This window comes from Corynebacterium sp. KPL1824 (assembly GCF_000478095.1).
Taxonomy (GTDB): Bacteria; Actinomycetota; Actinomycetes; order Mycobacteriales; family Mycobacteriaceae; genus Corynebacterium; species Corynebacterium accolens.
On record NZ_KI515750.1, the window covers coordinates 237,866 to 258,766 of the forward strand.

Sequence of the window (20,901 nt, forward strand, 5' to 3'; positions counted from 1 at the left end):
CAGTATCCCTACTCTGCGTTTAGCTCCGCTAGGACCTCATCGGATAGGTCCATATTGGTATATACGTTCTGGACGTCGTCGGAGTCTTCCAAAACATCGATGAGGCGGAAGATCTTCTTCGCGTCATTGGCGTCAAGAGGTACCTCGACGGAGGCGCGGAAATCGTTATCGGAGTCATCGACCTCGATATCGGCTTCCTTGAGTGCTTCCTTTACGGCCTGCACATCCGTGGGAGCGCAGATGATCTCGAATTTCTCGCCCTGGTCCTTGACCTCTTCGGCGCCGGCATCGAGGACCGCCATCAAGACGTCGTCCTCGCTCAGCTCGCCCTTTTCCACCAAGACGTAACCGGTGCGGGAGAACATATAAGCAACCGAGCCGGATTCACCCAGGTTGCCGCCATTCTTGGTCATTGCGGTGCGGACATCGGTAGCAGCGCGGTTGCGGTTATCGGTCAAGCATTCAATCAGCATTGCGACACCGTTGGGGCCATAACCCTCGTACATGATGGTCTCCCAGTCGGCACCACCGGCTTCTTCACCAGAACCGCGCTTGCGGGCGCGTTCGATGTTGTCATTGGGGACGGAGGCCTTTTTGGCCTTCTTAATCATGTCATCGAGCGTTGGGTTGGCCGCAGGATCACCACCGCCGGTTCGCGCCGCCACTTCAATGTTCTTAATGAGCTTGGCAAATTCCTTGCCGCGCTTGGCGTCATTGGCAGCCTTCTTGTGCTTGGTAGTTGCCCATTTTGAGTGGCCTGACATTAAGTCCCTTTCTAATTGGGTTCTAAATCTGTTGACAATTATACGTGCCCTGCACGAACTGGGAAAAGCGCCCCCAGGATACGGAGGCGTTTCTAGACGTTATGCCAATTGCCATGGGCGGAACCGCTACCCAAGTTCTCATCGAGGAACCGCGTCAAGCCCTCCTGATTGACCAGCGCAACGAGTTCGCCCTGTTCAGTGAATAATTTGCCGCGCGCGATGGCCGTGCCTTGCGCCGCTGTGGGCGATACCTGCTCATAAAGCAACCACTCATCCACGCGGAAGGGGCGGAGAAACCACACCGCATGGTCAAGACTGGCCAATTGGATCTTCTCCCCCTGGTGCGGAATAAGCGCCGACCGGATAAGGGTCATATCGGACATATACGTTAGGGCGGCGCGGTGAAAGTCGGGGTCGCTTCCAAGCTCTCCGGTATTGCGGAACCAAATATGGCGGTATCCGGCACCGGTTACCTCCGCGGCGGCATCATCGCGGCCTTCATCGGGGACCAAACGGATATCCCAATCGGTCCACTCCTTCAAGATGATTCGGGTGGAATAGGGCGCCCCGCCACCGCGGCGCGCGGCTTCATCAGGGCTTAGTACCTGCGGTGCCATATCCTGATGCTCGGGCCCTGTATCACCATCGCGGTGGAAACTAGCCAGCATGATAAAGACGAGGCGGCCATCTTGGATGACTCGAACCTGCCGGCTGGCAAAGGAACGGCCATCGCGCAGCCTTTCCACCCGCAGCTCCAGCGGCTTTTTCGTATCACCGGGTCCAACGAAATAGCCGTGGAGGGAATGCACCTGCTTATTATCTACAGTCCTTTGCGCCGCGGCTAGCGCTTGCGCTGCCACCTGCCCGCCAAAGGTGCGCTCAATCTGCGAGGGAATCGCCGGGCCAGAAAAGACATCCGCTTCTTGGGTGCCTTCTAATGCCAAAACCTCAGAAATGGTGCCCACAGTCATCCTTCCTTATGCGCCTACTATGCGCTATATCACGTAACTTCTTATCTGCCTTGCCACCCTACTCCCTAGCCGGTCCAACCCCAGTGGCTAGCAACCTGATTCGAACTACCCACTGCCCAAATTTTTTCCTAGAATCTTTTGGGTGAAAAGAATCGCGTCAGTTCCTGCAGTATGGGTGGGCTGGGTTCTCGCCCGCTTGGTATTGGTCTATTTCTTAAAACTCGACCACAGTGCACGCGGCGATGTTGCCTATTATTTCGCTGGGCTTTATGGCGACGATCCCACGCTGATGACCGAATACCCCCATGCGGGAACGTGGCCCACCATCATCTTAAGTTGGTTTACCGGTGGGGACCGCGGCGTGTTCTACATCGGCTTTACCATCATGACGCTGCTTATCGATGCCACCTTCCTCGCCCTCCTGCTGCGCCACCACCAGCGCAATAAGCGTGTTTTCCTCGCAAGCTGGTTCTGGGTCTTCTTCGGCACGGCCGCAGGACACGTCTTTGTATGGCGCCTCGATATCTTCCCCGCGGTCGCCGTCGCCGGTGCCGCCGCGCTCCTTATTTCTCATCCCAAGACCGGTGCCGCCCTTTTGGGCTTCGCCACCACCATGAAGCTCTGGCCAGGCGTCCTCGCCGCCGGGCTGGTGGGGCGGTTTAATAGCGCTAATTCCTGGCTCCGCCTGGTGTCCTTTTTCGGCTCCGTCGCAGCCCTATCAGCGCTAACGGTTGTCACCTCCGGCATGGACCGGCTCCTTTCCCCGCTGGATTATCAGGGGGTGCGCGGGCTCCAACTCGAATCCATTCCGGCGACATACTTGCTCTTGCAGGCGCACCTCAACCCAGGTAAATGGCATTTAGGTTATGCACCGTCCAAGAGCTTCGAGATTTCCGGCCCGGGCGTGGATACCGCCATCATGTGGAGCACCGTCGCTACAGCCGGGATGCTGGTATTCGCCTTGGGCTGGGCTCTATACCGTTTCTTCGCCGGAGGGTGGACCTCGCGCACCACCGTCGCCTTCTTCACCCTCATGGTGCTGCTGCTCATTGCCACCAATAAGGTATTTTCGCCCCAGTACATCATCTGGCTCGGCCCGCTATTCGCGGTGGTCGTACGCCAACAGCTCCCCGCCGGGTTCGTCCCCATCAAGATCTGCCAGGGCCTTCTCGCTGTATGCGCGGTCGTCGCCGCTGCGCTGGGCACCTACGTCTACCCGTTCCACTATGACTACCTGTGGAAGTACGTGGGCGCAGACCTTACTCCGGTCTACGTACTCGTGGCCCGCAACGTGCTCATCCTCGTCATGGTCCTCATCGCGCTCATTTGGTTCATCCTTGAGATAAGCCTGTCGCGCCGCATAGAAAAGGCCATCGTGGCAGCAAGCGGCCTGGAGCAAGCCCAGGAAGCCGCCGCAGAGCCCGCGCCCTCACCAGATACCGGGCGAATCAACGTTCCGGGCTCCGACACCGCCGATGCCGATGCCGACGCCGATCCTGACGCGAGCACCGATGTCACCACGCAGGTGCCGCGCGGCTAGATTTTCAATCTGCCAGCATGTAGTCGAAGTACTCGGGTAATTTAGCGGTTCCGCCGAGGTGGAAAAAGCGCACCGCTGGGCGCAGGCGCAGCGCGCGCGTATCGCTGACTGCCTCGTTATAAAAGCGATGCGCCAATTGGATGCGGCCTTCTGCATCCGCCAAGGCGGCCGGGCGCTGGCCTACCGGAAAATCGCGCACAATGGCGGCCGAGAGCTCGCGTTCTACCATGGTGCGGGCTTGAAAATGCCCATGCGAAAGCTCCGTGGATTCGGCCTTTTGCGCCAAGGCGGCAAGATCCGGGGAGACCGCCGCCGTTACCGCCGCGCGCCGGTCTAGTGCCGCCTGCAGCTGCGCCAGTGCGGCATCGGTGCGAATGTGCAGGAAGTTTAGCCGCTGCGCGGTAAAAATGGCCCACGATCCTAAAAGTATGAGGATGACGAGCGCAATGGTTATCTCAATCCCCATCATCGCTTCACCCTTACCTTCGTGCCATCTTGCACCGTTTCATAAACCTGCATGACCGCCGCGGCAACATGGTCCCAGTCATACATCTGGGCGCGTTGGACGCCATTGCGCACCAAGCGCCGCCGGTAATCGCCATCATCCAAGACCTGGTTCAGCACGCGCGCCAAATCGGAGGCATCGCCGGTGCGGAAAAGCGCTCCCGCGGGTTCATCAGATTCCGCGTTGCACACCGCGCGAAAGGCCTCCAAATCGGAAGCCACGACGGCGGCACCGGCGGCCATGGCCTCTACCAACACGATGCCAAAGCTCTCCCCGCCCGTATTCGGCGCCACGTAAACATCGGCCCGGCCTAAAACCTGTGCCTTTTCTGCATCGCTGACGCGCCCGACAAAGTCCACGCCTTCGACCTCGCGGGCGCGGCCGCCGCCCATAATGGTGACGCGAATATTCTTGTTGACCTGGCGCAATGCGGCTAACAGGATATCCAGCCCCTTCCGTGGCTCGTCGAGGCGGCCGAGGAAGACGACCTCGAGTGGGGCATCGGCAAGCGCGGGCTGGCTTTTCTTGCGCGCAAGCGCATAGACGGAGGTATCGACGCCGTTGGGGATCAGGACGGGATCGCCGCCCAATTGCTCCACCTGCCAACGCCGGGCCATGTCCGATACCGCAATGCCGCCGCGAATCTTTTCCAAAAAGGGCATAAGCAGCGGCTTTGCCAAGGTGAGGATGAGGGAATTGGCCGCCGAGGCGTGGTACGTCGCCACCATCGGGCCGTGTGCCACGGCCAAGGCGGTCATGGAAAAACTCGGGGAATTGGGCTCGTGGATATGCAGGACATCGAAATCCCCGTCCTGGATGAAGCGCTTGACCTTGCGGGTTACCTTTGGCCCCACCGACAAGCGCGCGACCGAGCCGTTATACGCAATCGGGAAGGCTGGGCCGCCCTTGACCACGAAATCCGGCAGCGGCGTGGACTCCGCGGCGGGCCCAAGGACCTGGACAAAGTGGCCCTGTTCTATGAAAACGGTGGCTAGGTCAAGGATATGGGCCTGCACGCCACCGGGTTCGTCAAAAGAATACGGGCAAATGATACCGATGCGCATTAACGGGAACGTTCCTTTCGCGCTTGCCGGCGCCGTTCCACATCCTCATTCCATTGCGGCTGCAACATGTGCCAGTCTGCGGGGTGGCGCCGGATATTGGCCGCAAACCCATCCGCCATGCGCTGGGTGGTCTCCTGCACATCGGTGACCTCTACTTCTGGCGACACCGATAACCCCCAGCCATCGCCTTCAAACCAGGAGTGCACCACGTGGAGTGCCGCGCCGGTTTCAATAGCTAGCTGCGCGGGACCGGCAGCCATATTGGCTTCCTCGCCCATGAAATCTACCGTGACGCCACGGCGGGTAATATCGCGCTCTGCCAATAAGCAGACCACCCCACCCTCCTCAAGGGCTTCCTTTAAGCGCGCAAAGGGCGTGGCCGCCCCACCGGTAAGCGGCAGGACCTCAAACCCTAATTCCTCGCGGTAATCCACGAAGGCATCAAAAAGCACCTCCGGCTTTAACCGCTCTGCCACGGTGGTAAATTGCCCGTAATGGCCCACCAGGAAGACCCCGGCCATATCCCAGTTTCCGGAGTGTGGCAGCGCCAGGATCACGCCACGGCCAGATTGCGCGGAGGCGTCGAAATGCTCGAGGCCCTCCAAACCGCTCATGAGCCGCTGGTGCAGCTGGGGATCGGCATGAATCGCGGGAAGGCGAAACGCCTCCATCCAATAGCGCATATACGAGCGCATGGAATCGCGCACCAATTCGCGCGTGACGTTTTCTGCACCCACCACGCGGGTGAGGTTTCGTCGCAGTCCATCCATGCCGCGCCCGTTATCGCTCGCGAAATCCGCGACCCACCGAAAGATGGTGCGCGCTACCGGCTCGGGCAAGCGGCGGACTACCTTCCAGCCCGCCAAATACCCAGCCGCTGCTACATCTTCTTTATCCCACATGGTGCCGGATCCTCCAGAAAAGTGTGTCCGCAAACCTCGAACGAGCCGGAACGATAGCCCCCGCTGCGCCCGCGATCGCTTAATTTATACTCCGGCGTCTTGGCGCGCTGCAATGGCAATGCGCTGGTACACGGTAAAGATTGAGCCTACTGCCAAGATCCACAGCGATACCGCCGCGGCGTACTCTACGCCCAAGCCTTCAAGGCCGATTCCGCCCAGCGCCAAAATGAGGCGCTCGGGGCGTTCAATCAGGCCGCCCACCATGGTGAAACCGGAGGCCTCTCCCCTAGCCTTGATATAGGAAATGACCTGGGAGCATACCAAGGTAATGAGGCAGGCCGCCACGGTCCATTTGGACGCGTCTGCGGTATACACCAGCCACCAGGCGATGGCGCAGAATAACGCGCCATCGGTAATGCGGTCGCAACTGGCATCCAGCGTGGCACCGAAAGCGCTCGATTTACCGGTCAGTCGCGCCATGGTGCCATCGAGCATGTCAAAGGCCGCAAAGAGGCCGGATAATACGGCGGCGATAAAGAGGTGGCCGGTAGGAATGAGGATCACCGAAATGGCGATGGTCACAATAGTGCCTACAACCGTGACCACGTTGGGAGTCAATCCCAACTTTAAAAAGGTCTTGGCTATAGGTTCCACCACCACGGCGGCGGGCTTTCGCCCATGCACGCTAAGCACGCGAGTCCTCCTCTTCCATGTCACGCCAACCCTCTGCCAGCACACGACGAGTGTCTTGCAGTAGTTGCGGTAATACCTTAGTCCCATCGAGGACAGTCATAAAGTTACTATCCCCGGGCCACCTTGGCACCACATGCAAATGCAGGTGGTCTCCCACCGAGCCGCCGGACGCGCGCCCCAGATTAAATCCCACGTTAATGGCCTCGGGGCGTGACACACGCTTGAGTACCCGCACCGCATTTTGGGCAAAGGCCATAAGCTCGTGGGATTCTTCCTCGGTGAGGTTTTCCAGCTCGGATTCCTTGCGGTACGGCACCACCATGAGGTGGCCGGCGTTATAGGGAAACAAGTTGAGCAGCGCATATACCGTTTCACCCCGCGCGATGATGAGCCCGTCCTCATCGCTGCCCTTCGGGGCTTCCACGAAGGGATCCTCGGACCGCTGCGCGATATAGGCCATCCGGTACGGCGCCCACAGTCGCTCCAACCGGTCCGGCTCACCGGCACCGGTATCGACGAATGTTTCCTCGCTTTGCCCCTTCTGCGGATTAGCGCCGGGCACGAATGAGCTCTTCTGTCGGCTGCTCGTTGGTGCGCTCTGCTACCCACGTGGAGATGAGCTCAACGGCTTCATCGACCGGCACGCCGTTGACCTGCGTGCCATCCAGGAAACGGAAGGAGACCGCACCGGCTTCCACGTCGCGGGCGCCGGCGACCAGCATGAAGGGCACTTTGCCCGTCGTGTGATTGCGGATCTTCTTCTGCATGCGGTCATCGGAGGTATCTACATCCGCGCGAATGCCCTTGCGGCGCAGCTTTGCGGCGACGCCCTCCAGATGCGGCACGAAGTCATCCGCGACTGGGATGCCCATGACCTGGTGCGGTGCCAACCACGCTGGGAATGCGCCCGCGTAGTGCTCAAGAAGCACACCGAAGAAGCGCTCGATGGAGCCGAAGAGGGCACGGTGGATCATGATCGGGCGCTTCTTGGTGCCATCGGATGCGGTGTATTCCAGCTCGAAGCGCTCAGGCAGGTTGAAGTCCAGCTGCACCGTGGACATCTGCCAGGTACGTCCAATGGCATCGCGGGCCTGGACGGAAATCTTTGGCCCGTAGAACGCGGCGCCCTCAGGGTCAGGAACGAGCTCGAGCCCGGATTTTTCTGCCACGGACTGCAAGATGGCGGTCGAGCGCTCCCAAATCTCATCGGAGCCGACGAACTTATTGGGATCCTTGGTGGAAAGCTCCAGATAGAAATCGGAGAGGCCGTAATCCTCAAGCAGCGAGATAATGAAGTCTAGAACCTGGGTGAGTTCTTCTTCCAGCTGCTCTTCGGTGCAGTAAATGTGGGCATCGTCCTGGGTAAAACCGCGCGCACGCGTCAAGCCATGCACCACGCCGGACTTTTCGTAGCGATAGACCGTACCGAATTCGAAAAGGCGCAGCGGCAGTTCGCGGTAGGAACGGCCGCGGGATGCAAAGATCAGGTTGTGCATCGGGCAGTTCATCGGCTTGGCGTAGTAGTCCTGCGGTTCCTTGACCGTATTTCCCTCGGCGTCATACTCGCCATCGAGCTGCATCGGCGGGAACATGCCATCGGAGTAGAAATCAAGGTGGCCGGATTTACGGAAGAGGTCGCCCTTGGTGATGTGCGGGGTATTGACAAAGGAGTATCCCGCCTGCACGTGGCGGTTGCGGGAGTGGTTTTCCATCTCCATGCGCACGGTCGCGCCATTGGGGTGGAATACGGGGAAACCGGAACCAATCTCATCCGGGAAGGAGAAGAGATCTAGTTCCTGGCCCAAGCGGCGGTGGTCGCGCTTTTCTGCCTCTTCCACCATGGTCTGGTAGGCGGCCAATGCGTCCTTGGACTCAAAGGCGGTGCCGTAGATGCGCTGCAGGCCGGCGTTGGCCTGGTCACCGCGCCAGTAGGCGGCGGACGACCGAGTCAGGGCAAAGGCTGGAATATATTTCGTGGTGGGAACGTGCGGGCCGCGGCACAGGTCGAACCATTCCACCTCGTTGGTGCGCGGGTTCACGTTGTCATAGTGCGTCAGATCGCCGGCACCCACCTCGGCGGCCTCATCGGAATCCGGGGCCACGTTGCCCTTGTCCTGGATAAGCTCCAGCTTGAAGGGCTCATCCTGCAAGGCCAGTTCCGCCTCTGCCGTAGACGCATAGGTGTGACGCTCGAAGCGCTGGCCTCCCTTGATGATCTTCTTCATCCGCTTTTCCAGGTTCTTGAGATCCTCCGGGGTGAAGGGCTCAGCGGTCTGGAAATCGAAATAGAAGCCGTTTTCAATGGACGGGCCAATGCCCAGCTTGGTGCCGGGGAACTCGGCCTGTACGGCCTGGGCCATGACGTGGGCGCAGGAGTGGCGAATGACGGCGCGGCCATCTTCCTCACAGGCGGCTACCGGGACAAATGTCGATTCCTCATCCGGGGTGTGCGAAAGGTCATACAGGGTACCGTCCACGCCGCGGACTACCACGACCGCCTCTGGGCCCTTATTGGGAAGGTTCAGCTCGCGGAGGGCCGCACCAACCGCTTGCCCGGCTGGCACGGTGAAGGATTCGTAATTTACCGGTGCTGCGGGAATAAGTTCCGCCATATTCGCGCTCCTTTTTGCGCTCGCGCAGATACGGCATACCTGGCCGCATCCACTAGTTAAATTTACGGATCGTCATTCTACAGGCCAGCATGCGTGCAAAGCGATTCCGCCCACCACGTTTCTTTGCCATCGCTGCCTTTAGTTCCCGGCGGGCAGAAATACATCGCCGAACCGATGTGGGTGAGCCACTCATTCAGCAGATCCGCCTCATCAAGCCGCGCCTGAATGGGCTCGAATTGCTTGGTGGGATCCTGCTGGTAACAGATGAAGATTTGGCCAATATTGGATAGTTGGCCATCCTTGCCATCCGGCGGCAGCTCGTAGTTATAGGGACGGCGCAAAATCTTTTGCTCCGGGTGGTCCTTCGGCGCAGTCGCGCGCGCCATGTGGGAGTTCTTATCAATGACGGGCAGGCCATACTCATCCGTGGCCTTAAAGTCCGCCTCATCGAATTCCTTATCACCCGTAAGCGGTGCCCCGTTTTCCAGCTTGCGGCCCACCGCATTTTCACGGGAGGAGCGGTCCAGCTTTTCCCAGGTATCGAGGTTCATGCGGATGCGGCGCACCACCATGGCCGCACCACCCTGCTGCCACTTCGGGCCATCCTCGATCCAGACTTGGTCAGCGAATTGTTCATCGCCGCGCGGGTTCACGGTGCCATCTTTTTGGCCAAACATATTGCGCGCGGTCGCGCCCTTTTCGTGGCTGCCGTAGGCGTTGATAAAGCCCTGCTGCAGCCAGCTGACTTCGGCATAGTGCTCGCCAGAGCGCACCATGTGCCGCAGCGCATAGGTATTCATCAGCGGGTCATCGCTGCAAATCTGCAGGACGATGTCAGTTTGGCCCCACTTGTCATCTAATTGGTCGCGGGAATAGGCGCGGACATCGCCAAGCCACTTCGGCTTATCCACGCCCAGCAGGGAGAAAATGCGCTCGCCCAGCCCACACGTAATGGTGAGGTTCGCAGGCTGGCGCACCATTTCCGGTTCCAAGGTCCCCAACGGCGGCTGGCCCGTGCACAGCGCTCGCGCGTCCTCAGTCCACAGCTTCATGAGCCGGGCAAAGCCCTGCTTGCCGATGCCCCCTTTAAGATCAAAGCCCACCAAGTTCAGGTGCGCTTGCTCCGGCGTGTCAATCCCGGCCTGGTGTGGGCCGTCGAAAGCCACGGTGGCATCGGCAAGCGGAGTGCTCTCCTCCGCTTCAGCGTGTGGTGTTGATTTATCCGAGTTGCATCCCACCAGCGCAATGGCGCTGGTAGACACTGCAGCGCCGGTGAGAAATCCCCTTCTGCTGAATCCCGTCATGATTAGTGCTTGTGGTTTTCTTTCTCGTCGTCCTTGCTGGAGTGGTCGTGACCGGAGTGGTCGTGGCCAGAGTGATCGTGACCGGAGTGGTCATGGCCGGCGTGATCGGAGTGATCGTGGCCTGCGTGACCGTGGTCCATGCCCTCCATGTCGCCGTAGTCCTCATCGCCAGCACCCATGGTGCGGGCCTGGATGGTGCCCAGGTCAAGCTCCTCGCCGTCAGACAGGGTGACCGTCATCTCGAGGGAATCACCAGGCATGATGCCTTCCTTCATGCCCATCAGCATGAAGTGGTCACCGCCAGGAGCAAGCTCGTGGCTCTCGCCGGCCTTGACAACCAAGGGGCTGGATTTTTCGCGCATCTGGCCATCGACGGTCTCGTGAATCTGGTTCATCTCTGCGTCCAGGCTCGTGGAGAAACCGGTAATCTCGATGTCTTTATCCGAGTGGTTGACCAACGTACCGAAGATGGCGGTCATATCCTTGTCTTCGTTGGCGCGGACGACGGCGTCCTCGAAGGTCAGGTCCTTATCCGCTGCAGCGGTAGATTTACTGGTTTCTGCGGTGGAAGAAGCGGCCGAAGTCGACTCCGAGTTGCTGGAATCGCTCTCATTATCCGGGGAGCAACCAGCAAGAACCAGGGCGCTGAGGGATACGCCGGCAATCAGGTGGGAAATTTTCTTAGTCATTATTTGTGACCTTTCGAGTCGTTTCGACGGGTTTTAGCAATCAGCAAAGCCAGAACGGCCACTATGGCCAGCACACCGCCCACTGCCAGGATGATTTTCACCGACGTGGGCATATCGCTTGAAGAATCTGCAGCTCCATCTGCATCTGCAGCGTCGGTGGAGGAAGCATCATCGCTATCCCCACCTGTGACCGTAAATGAGACCCCACCGCGCGTTGCGTGTCCATCCGAGGAGGTGATGTTGTAGCCCACCTGGTAGTTACCTGGGCCGGGATCGACATCATCTGGAGTTGTGATCGTCAGATCGCGTTCATCGAGCTCCGGCTCCTGGCTAAAGATCTGTTCCCCAGTGTCCTTATTGGTTACCGCAAAGGTGTTGAACTGGTCTTTAGGGATGCCGGAGAACTCCAGGGTAATTTCCTCAGGAAACTCCTCGAGCTGGTCGCCCTCCTTTACGGTTCCGCCCACGACGGAATCGTGCGCCAGTGCTACGGGTGCGGATCCGCCCGCGATAAGCGCGGTAGCTCCCACTGCCACTGCCGTGCGGCGCAACCAAGGTACGCGATGGCTCATTTTCAGCTCCTTCAGTTCTGAATTTTGCGTGTACATGCAAAGACATCCTAATCCCACCGAATGCCTTGGTGACAATCGTGGTCATCAGGGTGTCTCTATCAATAGTCGGGAACCATATCCCCATAGTTCCGCACCGAAGCGAAAAAGTCTGCGATCTCTATCACTACAGAAGCTTCGGTTTGTGGGCCGGAATTTGCCGCATGCAAAAAAGCCGCCTTGCTGACAAGGCGGCTTGAATGGAGCGGATGACGAGACTCGAACTCGCGACCCTCACCTTGGCAAGGTGATGCGCTACCAACTGCGCTACATCCGCAGGTAAATCAAAAGATTCACCAAGGGCCACAAGATGACCCTTGTGCGCGATACTGGGATTGAACCAGTGACCTCTTCCGTGTCAGGGAAGCGCTCTCCCACTGAGCTAATCGCGCCTAATGCCCGAAGGCATTAAGACGTTGAGGTGGAAACGGGAATCGAACCCGTGTGCACGGTTTTGCAGACCGTTGCCTCACCACTCGGCCATTCCACCGTGGCGATACCGCCTCACACAATACAGTGCTGGAGCGGATGACGAGACTCGAACTCGCGACCCTCACCTTGGCAAGGTGATGCGCTACCAACTGCGCTACATCCGCATGCGAAACCAGGCCCGGTTTCTAGGACAAAGTCCTTGTGCGCGATACTGGGATTGAACCAGTGACCTCTTCCGTGTCAGGGAAGCGCTCTCCCACTGAGCTAATCGCGCGCTATTCATTTAGTTCCACTTTCCTTGGTGGCATAATACCCTCTAGAAAAGCGTGGAGCGGATGACGAGACTCGAACTCGCGACCCTCACCTTGGCAAGGTGATGCGCTACCAACTGCGCTACATCCGCATCGCGCCGCAGTGCTTAATGCTTTGCGGTGCGTGAACAAACATTATCGTGCTCCCTGCTAGTTTCCAAATCCCCAGCCCAGCACACCTATTGCGCGGCGTAAATCACTCACTTATCGACGGTGTGAATTGCAGGGTTGTCATTTAACCCGCGCGCTCACTTCCCAGACATATCCGCTTTAACCCCACCTTCCGCGCCCTCCATCCAGCCAATTAGGAAAATGGAATGCACCGGGTGTAGATTTATCCCCCGCAAGGTCCTATAGCTCAGTGGGAGAGCGTTCCGTTCACACCGGAAAGGTCACTGGTTCAATCCCAGTTAGGACCACCACCGCCCACCTAAGCTTAATTTCGTTTGCTTAGATGGGCTTTTCCCATTCAAGTAGGCTTTTTGGCTTATCTGAGTAAAGTGTCCACCCGTGTTGTGGATACTTTTGGGAATTCTTGCTGGTCTGGTTTTACCGATACAAACGCTGGTTAATACTCGCCTTCGCGCCTCCACCGGTACCCCGTTTTCCTCCTCGATGATTTCCTTCGCCGTAGGAACGGTAACCCTGCTCATCGTGGCCACCGCCGTTACCGGCGGTAACTACGGCATTGCGCGGGCCTTTGATGAACCACTCTGGATTTGGTTCGGCGGTTTGCTAGGTGTTGTCGCTTTGACCGGAAATATTCTTCTCTTTCCACACCTGGGCGCGGTCCAGACCGTAGTCTTACCCATCGCGGGGCAAGTCATCATGGGTCTTATAGTTGACCACTTCGGGCTCTTCGAGTCCCCTCAATCTTCTCTCACAGCAGTGCGCGCCATCGGTGCCATTATCGTGCTTATCGGCGTGATTGCGGTGGTAGCTACCCCGAGCGCTGCAACAAGTAGTGAGGATTCCGCGACCGCCCTGTGGCTCTGGCGGCTCGCCGGATTTATCTTTGGCTGTTTTACCGCTAGCCAATCCGCTATCAACGGACATCTGGGCCAAGTCACGGGCTCTCCGGTCAGCGCTGCGCTGGTATCTTTCGCCGTCGGCGTTACCGCCCTGGTCATCGTCAATATCGTGTTGCGCTGGCGCCCCCGCATCGAGCGCCCGGAAGGAAAACCTAACCCGTGGTGGATGTGGGTAGGCGGTGTATTGGGCGCGCTTTTCATCTTCGGCAACGCCGCCCTCGTTCCGCAGATTGGTACTGGCCTTACCGTCGTCGCCGGCCTGCTTGGCTCGATGCTGGGCTCGCTCATCATTGACCGCGTAAGCGGCGCCCCCATTAAATCCCGCCAGGTGCTTGGCATTGCCCTCCTTTTAACCGGTGTGGTGCTCATTCGGCTGGTGTAGCTGACAGGGCGATTCACCCCGGCAGAACCATTACACTGGCAGAGCATGGACATCGCTTCGCTTTTAGGGCCCGAGCCCTCTTACCTACCCGCCCTCCGGGCCAATATGGTTTCTACCCTCACCGGGTCTGCCACCATCAACGACCTTTCTGAGGCCATGGGCAATGACACCGACGGAAAGCTTTTCCAGGCCCTGCGTGGCTGGGCGGAAGTTGTTTTTGTGGGTGGGCAAACGGTCAGGTCAGAAGATTATTCGGGAGTAGAGCAACACTCTCCCGATTCGCCTCCCGCTCCCATTGCCGTACCCACGCAAAGCTTGAAGTTTGAGCCGGACTCGAAATTCTTAACCCACTTCACCACCGCCCCGCTCTTCCTTGTCCCCCACGCGGCGCTGCAGAACCCGGAGGTGTCCGCGAGGAAAGGTCCTCTTGAGGCGGCAGGCGCAGAGGTAATCGATGCAGGTGAAGGCACCATGCAGGACTACCTCCGCGTATTGCGGGAGCGGGGATTTCAGCGCATCCTTTGCGAGGGTGGGCCAGGAATGCTCGGCCAGCTGGTGCATATCGATGCCATCGACCAGATGTATCTCACCTTGGATCCCCACCTGTCCACCGGCGTGGAAAAGCCCGTGGCTACCTTTCATGGCACGCACTCCCACCGCCGAATGCACCTAGAAAATATTGCCGCAGATACTGATAGCACGGTGTTTCTGCGATACTCGCGCGCGTCTGAACCCGTAGACTAAAAGGTCGTGTCTGCTCGAATAAACGCCGCCGCATGGCCTATTGCCGTACTCCTTGTCATTCAGCGCGTTTTCATCGTCGCGCGCAATGGGACGCTGACTGATGATTTCACCACGGTCTATAGCGCGCTAAGGCGCATGGTCGACGGTATTCCGGTGTATGAGCAGGCCTATAACCATGTGGATCCGTTGTATCTCTACACCCCGGGTGCAACGCTATTCCTATCGCCTTTAGCGTGGCTCGATTTTGGCCCAGCGCGCGGGCTTTTCATCGTGGTCAATGCCCTTGCCATCATTGCCGCATTAGCACTGCTGACCCACGTGGTGGGAAGAAAGCTCACCTCGCCGGTGTTTCCGGTCTCTATCGCTTTAGCCTTCGCCACCGAATCTGTCACCAATACTTTGGCGTTTACCAATATCAACGGTGTGCTCTTATTCTGCATGGTGCTTTTCCTGTGGGCTTTCTTAGAGGCTGAGCGCACCCCGCAGCTCGCGTGGGTTTCCGGCATAGCCATTGGGCTAGCCATTTTGATTAAGCCCCAATTCGCGCCCCTCCTCTTCTTGCCCCTAGTCAAGCTGCAGTGGCGCAACCTCCTCGCGGGGCTGGGGATTCCAGTGGTGCTTAACCTCCTCGCGTGGCCCCTGGTGCCCGGTGCAAGCGGTTACCTGGACAAGCTTGTGCCCTATCTGTCCACGACCCGCGATTATGCCAATTCCTCCTGGGCGGGATTACGCGCCTATGTGGAATTTAGCCCCGTCCTCTACTGGGTGGTGTGGATAATCTTCGCTGCCTTGATCGGCTGCGCGGTGCTTGGGCTATTGCGGTGGCGACAATCCGAACCGGTGTTCTGGGCGCTGACGACGAGTGGCGCGATTATGGTGGGGATCTTCTTCTTGTCCTCGCTAGGACAGCAATATTATTCAATGTGGCTATTCCCGCTGATATTCACCGTGGTCCTGCCGCGCTCCGTCTTTCACTCAGTGGGCGCATGGGTGGCCGCGTTCCTGTTCTTGGCGCCTGTGTCGTGGACATCGCACGCGCACCCGGATGCTGGGCGGTGGATGAACTTCTTCTCCGGCACCGTGGGATGGAGCCTGCTCATCGTCATCATCTTCGCCTGCGTTGCCGGATGGTGGCGTGCAACGCAAATAAAGGATTAAACTTAAAGTCATGACTGATTTTAAGCTCATTGCTGATGCCGACTGGCAAAAGCGCCTTAGCCCCGAAGAATATTACGTATTGCGCGAAGCTGGTACGGAGCCTCCGCACGTGGGCAAATACACCGATACCACCACAGAAGGTGTCTACTCCTGCAAGGCCTGCGGCGAGGAGCTATTCCGTTCCACCGAGAAGTTCGATTCCCACTGTGGTTGGCCTTCCTTCTTCTCCCCGCTAGCCGGTGACAAGATCATCGAGCGGGAAGATAACTCCTTGGGCATGCGCCGCATCGAGGTACTATGCGCCAACTGCGAGTCCCACTTGGGCCACGTTTTTGAAGGCGAAGGCTACGATACCCCGACTGACCTGCGCTACTGCATCAACTCTATTTCCTTGAACCTGGAAGAAAAGCCCATCGAGGAAAACTAGGATTTCACTACCACGCGCAGTGAGATCAAATGACAGCGCTGGGAGCTCGCTCCAGTAAAGGGTGCTCCCAGCGCTGTTTTTGTTTCACATCTTAAGGCAAAACCTTAATGAGTTCTGCGATGTCCTTCACGCGGCGTCCGGTGTGGAAAGGAATTTCCTCGCGGACGTGGTGGCGGGCTTCGGTATAGCGCATCTTATACATCAGGTCCACGATGCGGTGCAGCTCGTCGGCCTCAAAGGCTAGCACCCACTCATAATCCCCAAGCGCGAATGCCGGCACAGTATTGGCGCGCACGTCGGGGTAGTCGCGTGCCTGCATGCCGTGTTCCATCAAAATGCGGCGGCGCTTTTGTTCGTCCATCGTGTACCAGTCATACGAACGCACGAATGGATAGACGGCAATCCACTCCTTGGGCTCTTCCCCCATGATGAAGGAAGGCAAGTGGGATTTATTGAACTCGGCCGGCCGGTGCAAGGCGTTTCCAATCCAGGTCACCTCGCTTACCTGGCCCAAGGTGGTCTCCCGGCGGAAATCGCCGAAGGCTTTTTGGATATCGGAAAATTCCTCAGCGTGCCACCAGATCATGAAGTCTGCAGAATCGCGCATCGCGGTCAGATCGTAGACGCCGCGAACGGTGACCTTATTGTCCTTTTCTAGCTCCGCAAAGAATTCTTGGGCTTGGGAGATAATCTCCTCGCGCTCGGTGCCCAGGCCGCCTGGGATCACCTTAAAAACGGCGTGTTGGGAGTACTGCTGTACTTCGTTGAGTTCCTTGAAATCGAGCTTCGCCATTGCCTTCTCCTTTGCAGAAGCTTATTCGAATATTCGGACATATCCATCATAAGTTGGAGTTACACCGATTGTCATCCCTCTCCCCTGTGTGCCTCCCACTATCGGCGCGCCTCCGCCAGCTCAAGGTAGCGAAACTATAGCTTTATCAAGGTGAGTAATTCCGAATCGACCACGCCCAGCGCCGGTAAGAATGCCGGAGGCAACTCCGGAGATGGTGCAGCCTTTACCTCCCTACGCCGCAACGACGAGGCACAAGAGCCGACGACGCCACCGGCTTTTACTCAGGCGGTAGAGTCCATGCACGCGGCCGCTCTTCGCCCTGAGATTAGCCTCGGGTCCATTCGCCCACCGCAGCGGCTAGCCCCCTTTAGCCACGCCATTGGCCTTGAGGTGGGCACGGAAGAGGAGCCCGATATTATCGCCACCGATTCAGATGGCGATGCCTTCGGGCGCCTCATCCTCCTCCATGACCCAGGCGCGGAAGAGGCCTGGGAGGGCGCGATGCGCCTAGTGGCGTATATCCAGGCCGATATGGATGATTCGGTAGCAGGAGATCCGTTGCTGCCGGACGTCGCCTGGCAGTGGCTCAATGAAGGCTTAGAAAAAGAGGGCGCGGAGCTTACCAACCTCGGCGGCACCGTCACCTCCACCGCTTCGGTCCGCTTCGGAGAGATCGGCGGTCCCCCGCGCGCTTATCAGATTGAAATGCGCGCATCGTGGACCGCGGAGGGACTAGATTTAGCACCGCACGTGCAGGCCTTTGCACAAGTCTTAGCCAACGTCGCGGGCCTGCCGCCTGAAGGCGTTACTGAGCTCGGCCGCTAAGATGGTGGAATTTCGGAAGCGTCCGAAGGAGGGTATTCCGAAGGTCTTATCCACCCCGGCGGAATTTGCCGAGGCGGCCGCGCGGTTGCAAGCGGGTACTGGGCCCTTTGCCATCGATACCGAACGCGCCTCAGGTTACCGGTACGATGACCGCGCCTTTCTCATCCAGATTCGCCGTAACGGCGCCGGGACGATGCTTTTTGCTCCAGAAGGCCACCGCGCGGAGTTAACCCAGGTGCTGGCCCCGGTGCTCAATGGTCAGCACTGGATCATTCACGCCGCCCCCTCGGATCTCCCCTCTCTTGGGTGGCTCGGGCTTTTCCCCGGCGCCCTTTTCGATACGGAATTGGCCGCCCGGTTTGCTGGCTTTCACCGCACCAATTTGGGCGCCATTATCGTGGAGCTTTTCGATGTCCAGTTAGAAAAAGGCCACGGCGACGATGACTGGTCCATCCCGCGGTTGAGTGAAGAAATGCGCGCTTATGCCGCACTCGATGTCGAGCTCCTGCTGGAACTAGCTACGACGCTGCGCGATATCTTGGCCGAACAAGAAAAGCTGGAGTGGATGCTGGAGGAGTGCGCGGCAATCGTCGCCAAGCATGCACATGACACCTCCCCACAGCCGGGCTCCTGGCGCGATATCAAGGGAGTATCGAGCTTAAAGAATGGGAAGCAGCGCGCCGCGGCGCAATCACTGTGGAACCTGCGCGATGATATTAGCCGGCGAACCGATACCGCGCCTGGGCGGGTACTGCCCAATAAGGTCCTGGTAGAGATAGCCCGGGTTTTGCCCAGCACGCAGCCGCAGCTCACCCGCATCAAGGGGTTTCCGCGCCGGCGCAAAGGCGCCGCGCAGCGCTGGTTGCGGGCGGTGCAGCAGTCCCAGAAAATTCCACCGCGGGGGCGCCCGGGTGCGCTCCGTGAGGAAAGAAACGTTCCCTCCAAATCGGTGTGGTCCAGGGAGTATCCAGAACTGTGGGAGGAGTATCAGCAAATCCGCGCCGCCGTTGGGGACATCGCCGAAGAGCTCGGGCTACCATCGGAGCTGCTCCTGCGACCCGCTACCCTCCGCGCTGCCGTGTGGGCGGCGATTGGTGGGAGCGGCACCATCAGCCAGCCTGAAGACGTGCCCGCCTTCCTAGAAAGCGAAGGCGCGCGGTCATGGCAGGTCAACCTCGTTGCCCCGGCATTGATCGCGAGCCTATTTTCCCAGCCGCACTAATCGGTGAGGTTGTCTACCCACTCGGTAATCGATGCAGCAATGAGCCCTGGGCTTAGGCCAAACTCTTCCAAAACCTCGCCGCGGGAACCGTGCTTGGGGAAGTAGCCAGGAACGCCAAGGCGCCGCACCGGGGTATCCACCTCTGCGGCTCCGAGAGCCTCAGCAATCATGGACCCGATGCCGCCGCGAATGAGGCCGTCTTCTACCGTCACCACCAGATCGTGATCTGCCGCCATAGCGATGACGGAGCTTGCCACTGGCGCGACCCATCGCGGGTCAATGACCGTGACGTTGAGCCCCTGCTTCTCCAGCTCTTGCGCGGCCTTAATGCTCCGTGCGGACATCGCACCGATAGAAACGATGAGGACCTCGGGGGTATCCTCACCGGCGTCGGCCTCGCCGTAGTAGAGGATATCGACGCCATCGGCAAGCGTATCCACGGCTTCCATATCGGGCAGCAAGTTTCCCTTGGGGAACCGGACGACTGAAGGCCCAGAATCAATGTCCAGAGATTCGTGAAAGAGCTCGCGCAGGCGCGCACCATCGCGCGGGGCGGCGATGTGCATACCTGGGACAATGCTCATTAAGGACATATCCCAAATTCCGTTGTGGGAGGCGCCATCAGATCCCGTCACGCCCGCGCGGTCCAGCACGATGGTCACCGGCAGCTTGAGCAAGGCGATATCCATGATGACTTGATCCACGGCCCGGTTGAGGAACGTGGAATACACAGCCACCACGGGGTGCATGCCGCCCAAAGCCAAACCAGAGGCAGAGGCCATCGCGTGCTGCTCGGCGATGCCCACATCAAAGAACCGCTCTGGGAAACGCTCCTGGAAGGGAGCCAGCCCCGTAGGACCCGCCATGGCTGCGGTGATTGCAACGATGTCATCGCGCTTTTCCGCCGCCGCGATCAATTCTTCAGAAAATGCGGCCGTCCACCCCGGCTGCTTGGTGCCCTTCGCTACGCCGGTTACCGGATCGATAGCGCCCGTCGAGTGCATCTGATCCTTCGGCTCATTGACCGCAGGCGCAAACCCGTGGCCCTTTTCCGTGACCACATGCACGATAATGGGGCCCTCATAATCGCGGGCATAGGAAAGCGCATGCACCAAACCATCGATGTCATGGCCGTAAATGGGGCCAATATATTTAATCCCCAACTCAGGGAAAATCTCCGTGGGCAAGACCGTGGACTTGACGCCTTCTTTCATGGCATGGAGCGCATCAAAGGCGCGCTCGCCTACCCACCCCATGGATTTCAAGCGGCGCTTGCCCTGCTCCATGAGCTCGTCGTAGCCATGCTGGGAACGAATGCGCCCCAGGTTTTCAGAAATGCCGCCAATCGTGGGCGAATAGCTGCGACCGTTGTCATTGACCACGATGACCGCATTGCGCTTTTTATCTTCAGAGATATTATTGAGCGCTTCCCAGCACATGCCGCCGGTAAGCGCGCCATCGCCGACGATGCCGATGACATTGCGGTGGCCTTCCCCGCGAATCTTGAAGGCCTTAGAGAGTCCATCCACAGTCGATAGCGAGGCGGAAGCATGCGAGGATTCCGTCCAGTCATGCTCGGACTCACCGCGGTCCGTATAACCGGACAGGCCACCCTTTTGGCGCAGGGTATCGAATTGGGCCGTGCGGCCAGTCAACATTTTGTGCACATAAGACTGGTGGGAGGTATCGAAGATGATCGGCTCGCGCGGGGAATCAAAGACCCGGTGCAGCGCAATGGTCAATTCCACCACGCCCAAATTGGGCCCCAAGTGCCCACCAGTCACCGATACCTTATCGATGAGGCGCTGGCGAATATCCGCCGCAAGTTCCTCCAACTTATCTGCAGGCAGTGCCTTCAGGTCTTGCGGCGAGTTTATGGTATCCAAGATAGTCATGGAGCGGCCTTCAACTCCTTCTGTGCTTA

Annotated in this window: 20 protein-coding genes and 7 tRNA genes; 8 read left to right on the plus strand and 19 right to left on the minus strand. The window is 58.8% G+C overall.

What is annotated here, in order from left to right; translation table 11 throughout:
• Positions 1–8 precede the first annotated feature (8 nt).
• Together HMPREF1267_RS07410 and HMPREF1267_RS07415 are read right to left on the minus strand one after the other, a co-directional pair.
• Positions 9–764 carry a YebC/PmpR family DNA-binding transcriptional regulator gene (locus HMPREF1267_RS07410; RefSeq protein ID WP_023017401.1) on the minus strand — a complete coding sequence of 252 codons (756 nt, stop codon included), beginning with the start codon at positions 762–764 and terminating at the stop codon, positions 9–11.
• A 92-nt stretch (positions 765–856) separates the two neighbouring features.
• Positions 857–1,735: an acyl-CoA thioesterase II gene (locus HMPREF1267_RS07415; RefSeq protein WP_084539236.1), complete on the minus strand. Its 879-nt coding sequence runs from the start codon at positions 1,733–1,735 to the stop codon at positions 857–859.
• A 142-nt stretch (positions 1,736–1,877) separates the two neighbouring features.
• On the opposite strand from HMPREF1267_RS07415, the gene HMPREF1267_RS07420 reads away from it, so the two are divergent.
• Positions 1,878–3,275 (plus strand): DUF2029 domain-containing protein, encoded by a 1,398-nt coding sequence (locus tag HMPREF1267_RS07420; protein ID WP_034667138.1) that lies wholly within the window; start codon positions 1,878–1,880, stop codon positions 3,273–3,275.
• A gap of 4 nt (positions 3,276–3,279) precedes the next feature.
• Here the strand turns inward: HMPREF1267_RS07420 and HMPREF1267_RS07425 are convergent, their stop codons facing one another.
• From HMPREF1267_RS07425 to HMPREF1267_RS07495, 15 genes are all read right to left on the minus strand, one after another.
• Positions 3,280–3,741, minus strand: a complete 462-nt coding sequence (locus HMPREF1267_RS07425; protein WP_034658282.1) for a hypothetical protein — start codon at positions 3,739–3,741, stop codon at positions 3,280–3,282.
• Positions 3,741–4,844, minus strand: a complete 1,104-nt coding sequence (locus HMPREF1267_RS07430; RefSeq protein WP_023028853.1) for a glycosyltransferase family 4 protein — start codon at positions 4,842–4,844, stop codon at positions 3,741–3,743. The genes HMPREF1267_RS07425 and HMPREF1267_RS07430 overlap by 1 nt, the downstream gene beginning before the upstream one ends.
• On the minus strand, positions 4,844–5,746 hold the full coding sequence (locus tag HMPREF1267_RS07435; RefSeq protein WP_023028854.1) for a phosphatidylinositol mannoside acyltransferase: 903 nt from the start codon (positions 5,744–5,746) through the stop codon (positions 4,844–4,846). The genes HMPREF1267_RS07430 and HMPREF1267_RS07435 overlap by 1 nt, the downstream gene beginning before the upstream one ends.
• Positions 5,747–5,830: 84 nt before the next feature.
• Complete coding sequence (gene pgsA / locus HMPREF1267_RS07440; protein WP_005278979.1) at positions 5,831–6,439, minus strand: phosphatidylinositol phosphate synthase; 609 nt, start codon at positions 6,437–6,439, stop codon at positions 5,831–5,833.
• Positions 6,432–7,001 carry an HIT domain-containing protein gene (locus HMPREF1267_RS07445; RefSeq protein ID WP_023028855.1) on the minus strand — a complete coding sequence of 190 codons (570 nt, stop codon included), beginning with the start codon at positions 6,999–7,001 and terminating at the stop codon, positions 6,432–6,434. Before HMPREF1267_RS07445 ends, pgsA begins: the two co-directional genes overlap by 8 nt.
• Positions 6,988–9,051: a threonine--tRNA ligase gene (gene thrS, locus HMPREF1267_RS07450; protein WP_023028856.1), complete on the minus strand. Its 2,064-nt coding sequence runs from the start codon at positions 9,049–9,051 to the stop codon at positions 6,988–6,990. The genes HMPREF1267_RS07445 and thrS overlap by 14 nt, the downstream gene beginning before the upstream one ends.
• 77 nt (positions 9,052–9,128) lie before the next feature.
• Positions 9,129–10,355: a Dyp-type peroxidase gene (locus tag HMPREF1267_RS07455; RefSeq protein WP_023028857.1), complete on the minus strand. Its 1,227-nt coding sequence runs from the start codon at positions 10,353–10,355 to the stop codon at positions 9,129–9,131.
• 2 nt (positions 10,356–10,357) lie between these two features.
• The gene (locus HMPREF1267_RS07460) at positions 10,358–11,044 is read right to left on the minus strand and encodes a copper chaperone PCu(A)C (protein WP_023017393.1); all 687 of its coding nucleotides are present in this window, start codon (positions 11,042–11,044) and stop codon (positions 10,358–10,360) included.
• Entirely contained in the window at positions 11,044–11,652 is a 609-nt protein-coding gene (locus HMPREF1267_RS07465; RefSeq protein ID WP_023028858.1) for a copper resistance protein CopC, read from the minus strand. The genes HMPREF1267_RS07460 and HMPREF1267_RS07465 overlap by 1 nt, the downstream gene beginning before the upstream one ends.
• Before the next feature lie 201 nt (positions 11,653–11,853).
• Positions 11,854–11,929: transfer RNA gene (locus tag HMPREF1267_RS07470), tRNA-Gly, on the minus strand.
• A gap of 43 nt (positions 11,930–11,972) precedes the next feature.
• Positions 11,973–12,044 (minus strand) — tRNA-Val (locus HMPREF1267_RS07475).
• A gap of 27 nt (positions 12,045–12,071) precedes the next feature.
• A tRNA-Cys gene (locus HMPREF1267_RS07480) sits at positions 12,072–12,142 on the minus strand.
• A gap of 30 nt (positions 12,143–12,172) precedes the next feature.
• Positions 12,173–12,248, minus strand: a tRNA-Gly gene (locus HMPREF1267_RS07485).
• Between the two features lie 38 nt (positions 12,249–12,286).
• Positions 12,287–12,358, minus strand: a tRNA-Val gene (locus HMPREF1267_RS07490).
• 53 nt (positions 12,359–12,411) lie between these two features.
• Positions 12,412–12,487, minus strand: a tRNA-Gly gene (locus HMPREF1267_RS07495).
• A gap of 255 nt (positions 12,488–12,742) precedes the next feature.
• Between HMPREF1267_RS07495 and HMPREF1267_RS07500 the strand changes: the two genes are divergently transcribed.
• The 5 genes from HMPREF1267_RS07500 (at position 12,743) to msrB (ending at position 16,137) form a co-directional block, all read left to right on the plus strand.
• Positions 12,743–12,817: transfer RNA gene (locus HMPREF1267_RS07500), tRNA-Val, on the plus strand.
• An 88-nt stretch (positions 12,818–12,905) separates the two neighbouring features.
• Positions 12,906–13,808, plus strand: coding sequence for a DMT family transporter (locus HMPREF1267_RS07505; RefSeq protein ID WP_023028859.1), 903 nt, complete (start codon positions 12,906–12,908; stop codon positions 13,806–13,808).
• Between the two features lie 45 nt (positions 13,809–13,853).
• A complete protein-coding gene (locus HMPREF1267_RS07510) occupies positions 13,854–14,552 on the plus strand; it encodes a dihydrofolate reductase family protein (protein ID WP_023028860.1) in 699 nt (232 codons plus the stop codon).
• A gap of 6 nt (positions 14,553–14,558) precedes the next feature.
• Positions 14,559–15,710: a glycosyltransferase family 87 protein gene (locus HMPREF1267_RS07515; RefSeq protein ID WP_023028861.1), complete on the plus strand. Its 1,152-nt coding sequence runs from the start codon at positions 14,559–14,561 to the stop codon at positions 15,708–15,710.
• 10 nt (positions 15,711–15,720) lie between these two features.
• Positions 15,721–16,137 carry a peptide-methionine (R)-S-oxide reductase MsrB gene (gene msrB / locus HMPREF1267_RS07520; RefSeq protein ID WP_005283348.1) on the plus strand — a complete coding sequence of 139 codons (417 nt, stop codon included), beginning with the start codon at positions 15,721–15,723 and terminating at the stop codon, positions 16,135–16,137.
• A gap of 91 nt (positions 16,138–16,228) precedes the next feature.
• Here the strand turns inward: msrB and hemQ are convergent, their stop codons facing one another.
• Positions 16,229–16,930, minus strand: a complete 702-nt coding sequence (gene hemQ, locus HMPREF1267_RS07525) for a hydrogen peroxide-dependent heme synthase (RefSeq protein WP_023017388.1) — start codon at positions 16,928–16,930, stop codon at positions 16,229–16,231.
• A gap of 150 nt (positions 16,931–17,080) precedes the next feature.
• Here hemQ and HMPREF1267_RS07530 point away from each other — a divergent pair, with 150 nt between their 5' ends.
• Both HMPREF1267_RS07530 and HMPREF1267_RS07535 read left to right on the plus strand, forming a co-directional pair.
• Complete coding sequence (locus tag HMPREF1267_RS07530; RefSeq protein WP_023022634.1) at positions 17,081–17,755, plus strand: DUF3000 domain-containing protein; 675 nt, start codon at positions 17,081–17,083, stop codon at positions 17,753–17,755.
• 1 nt (position 17,756) lies between these two features.
• Positions 17,757–18,977, plus strand: coding sequence for an HRDC domain-containing protein (locus HMPREF1267_RS07535; RefSeq protein ID WP_023028862.1), 1,221 nt, complete (start codon positions 17,757–17,759; stop codon positions 18,975–18,977).
• Here the strand turns inward: HMPREF1267_RS07535 and dxs are convergent.
• Positions 18,974–20,872, minus strand: coding sequence for a 1-deoxy-D-xylulose-5-phosphate synthase (dxs, locus tag HMPREF1267_RS07540; protein ID WP_023028863.1), 1,899 nt, complete (start codon positions 20,870–20,872; stop codon positions 18,974–18,976). The two genes, HMPREF1267_RS07535 and dxs, sit on opposite strands and share 4 nt — an antisense overlap.
• Between the last annotated feature and the right edge of the window lie 29 nt (positions 20,873–20,901).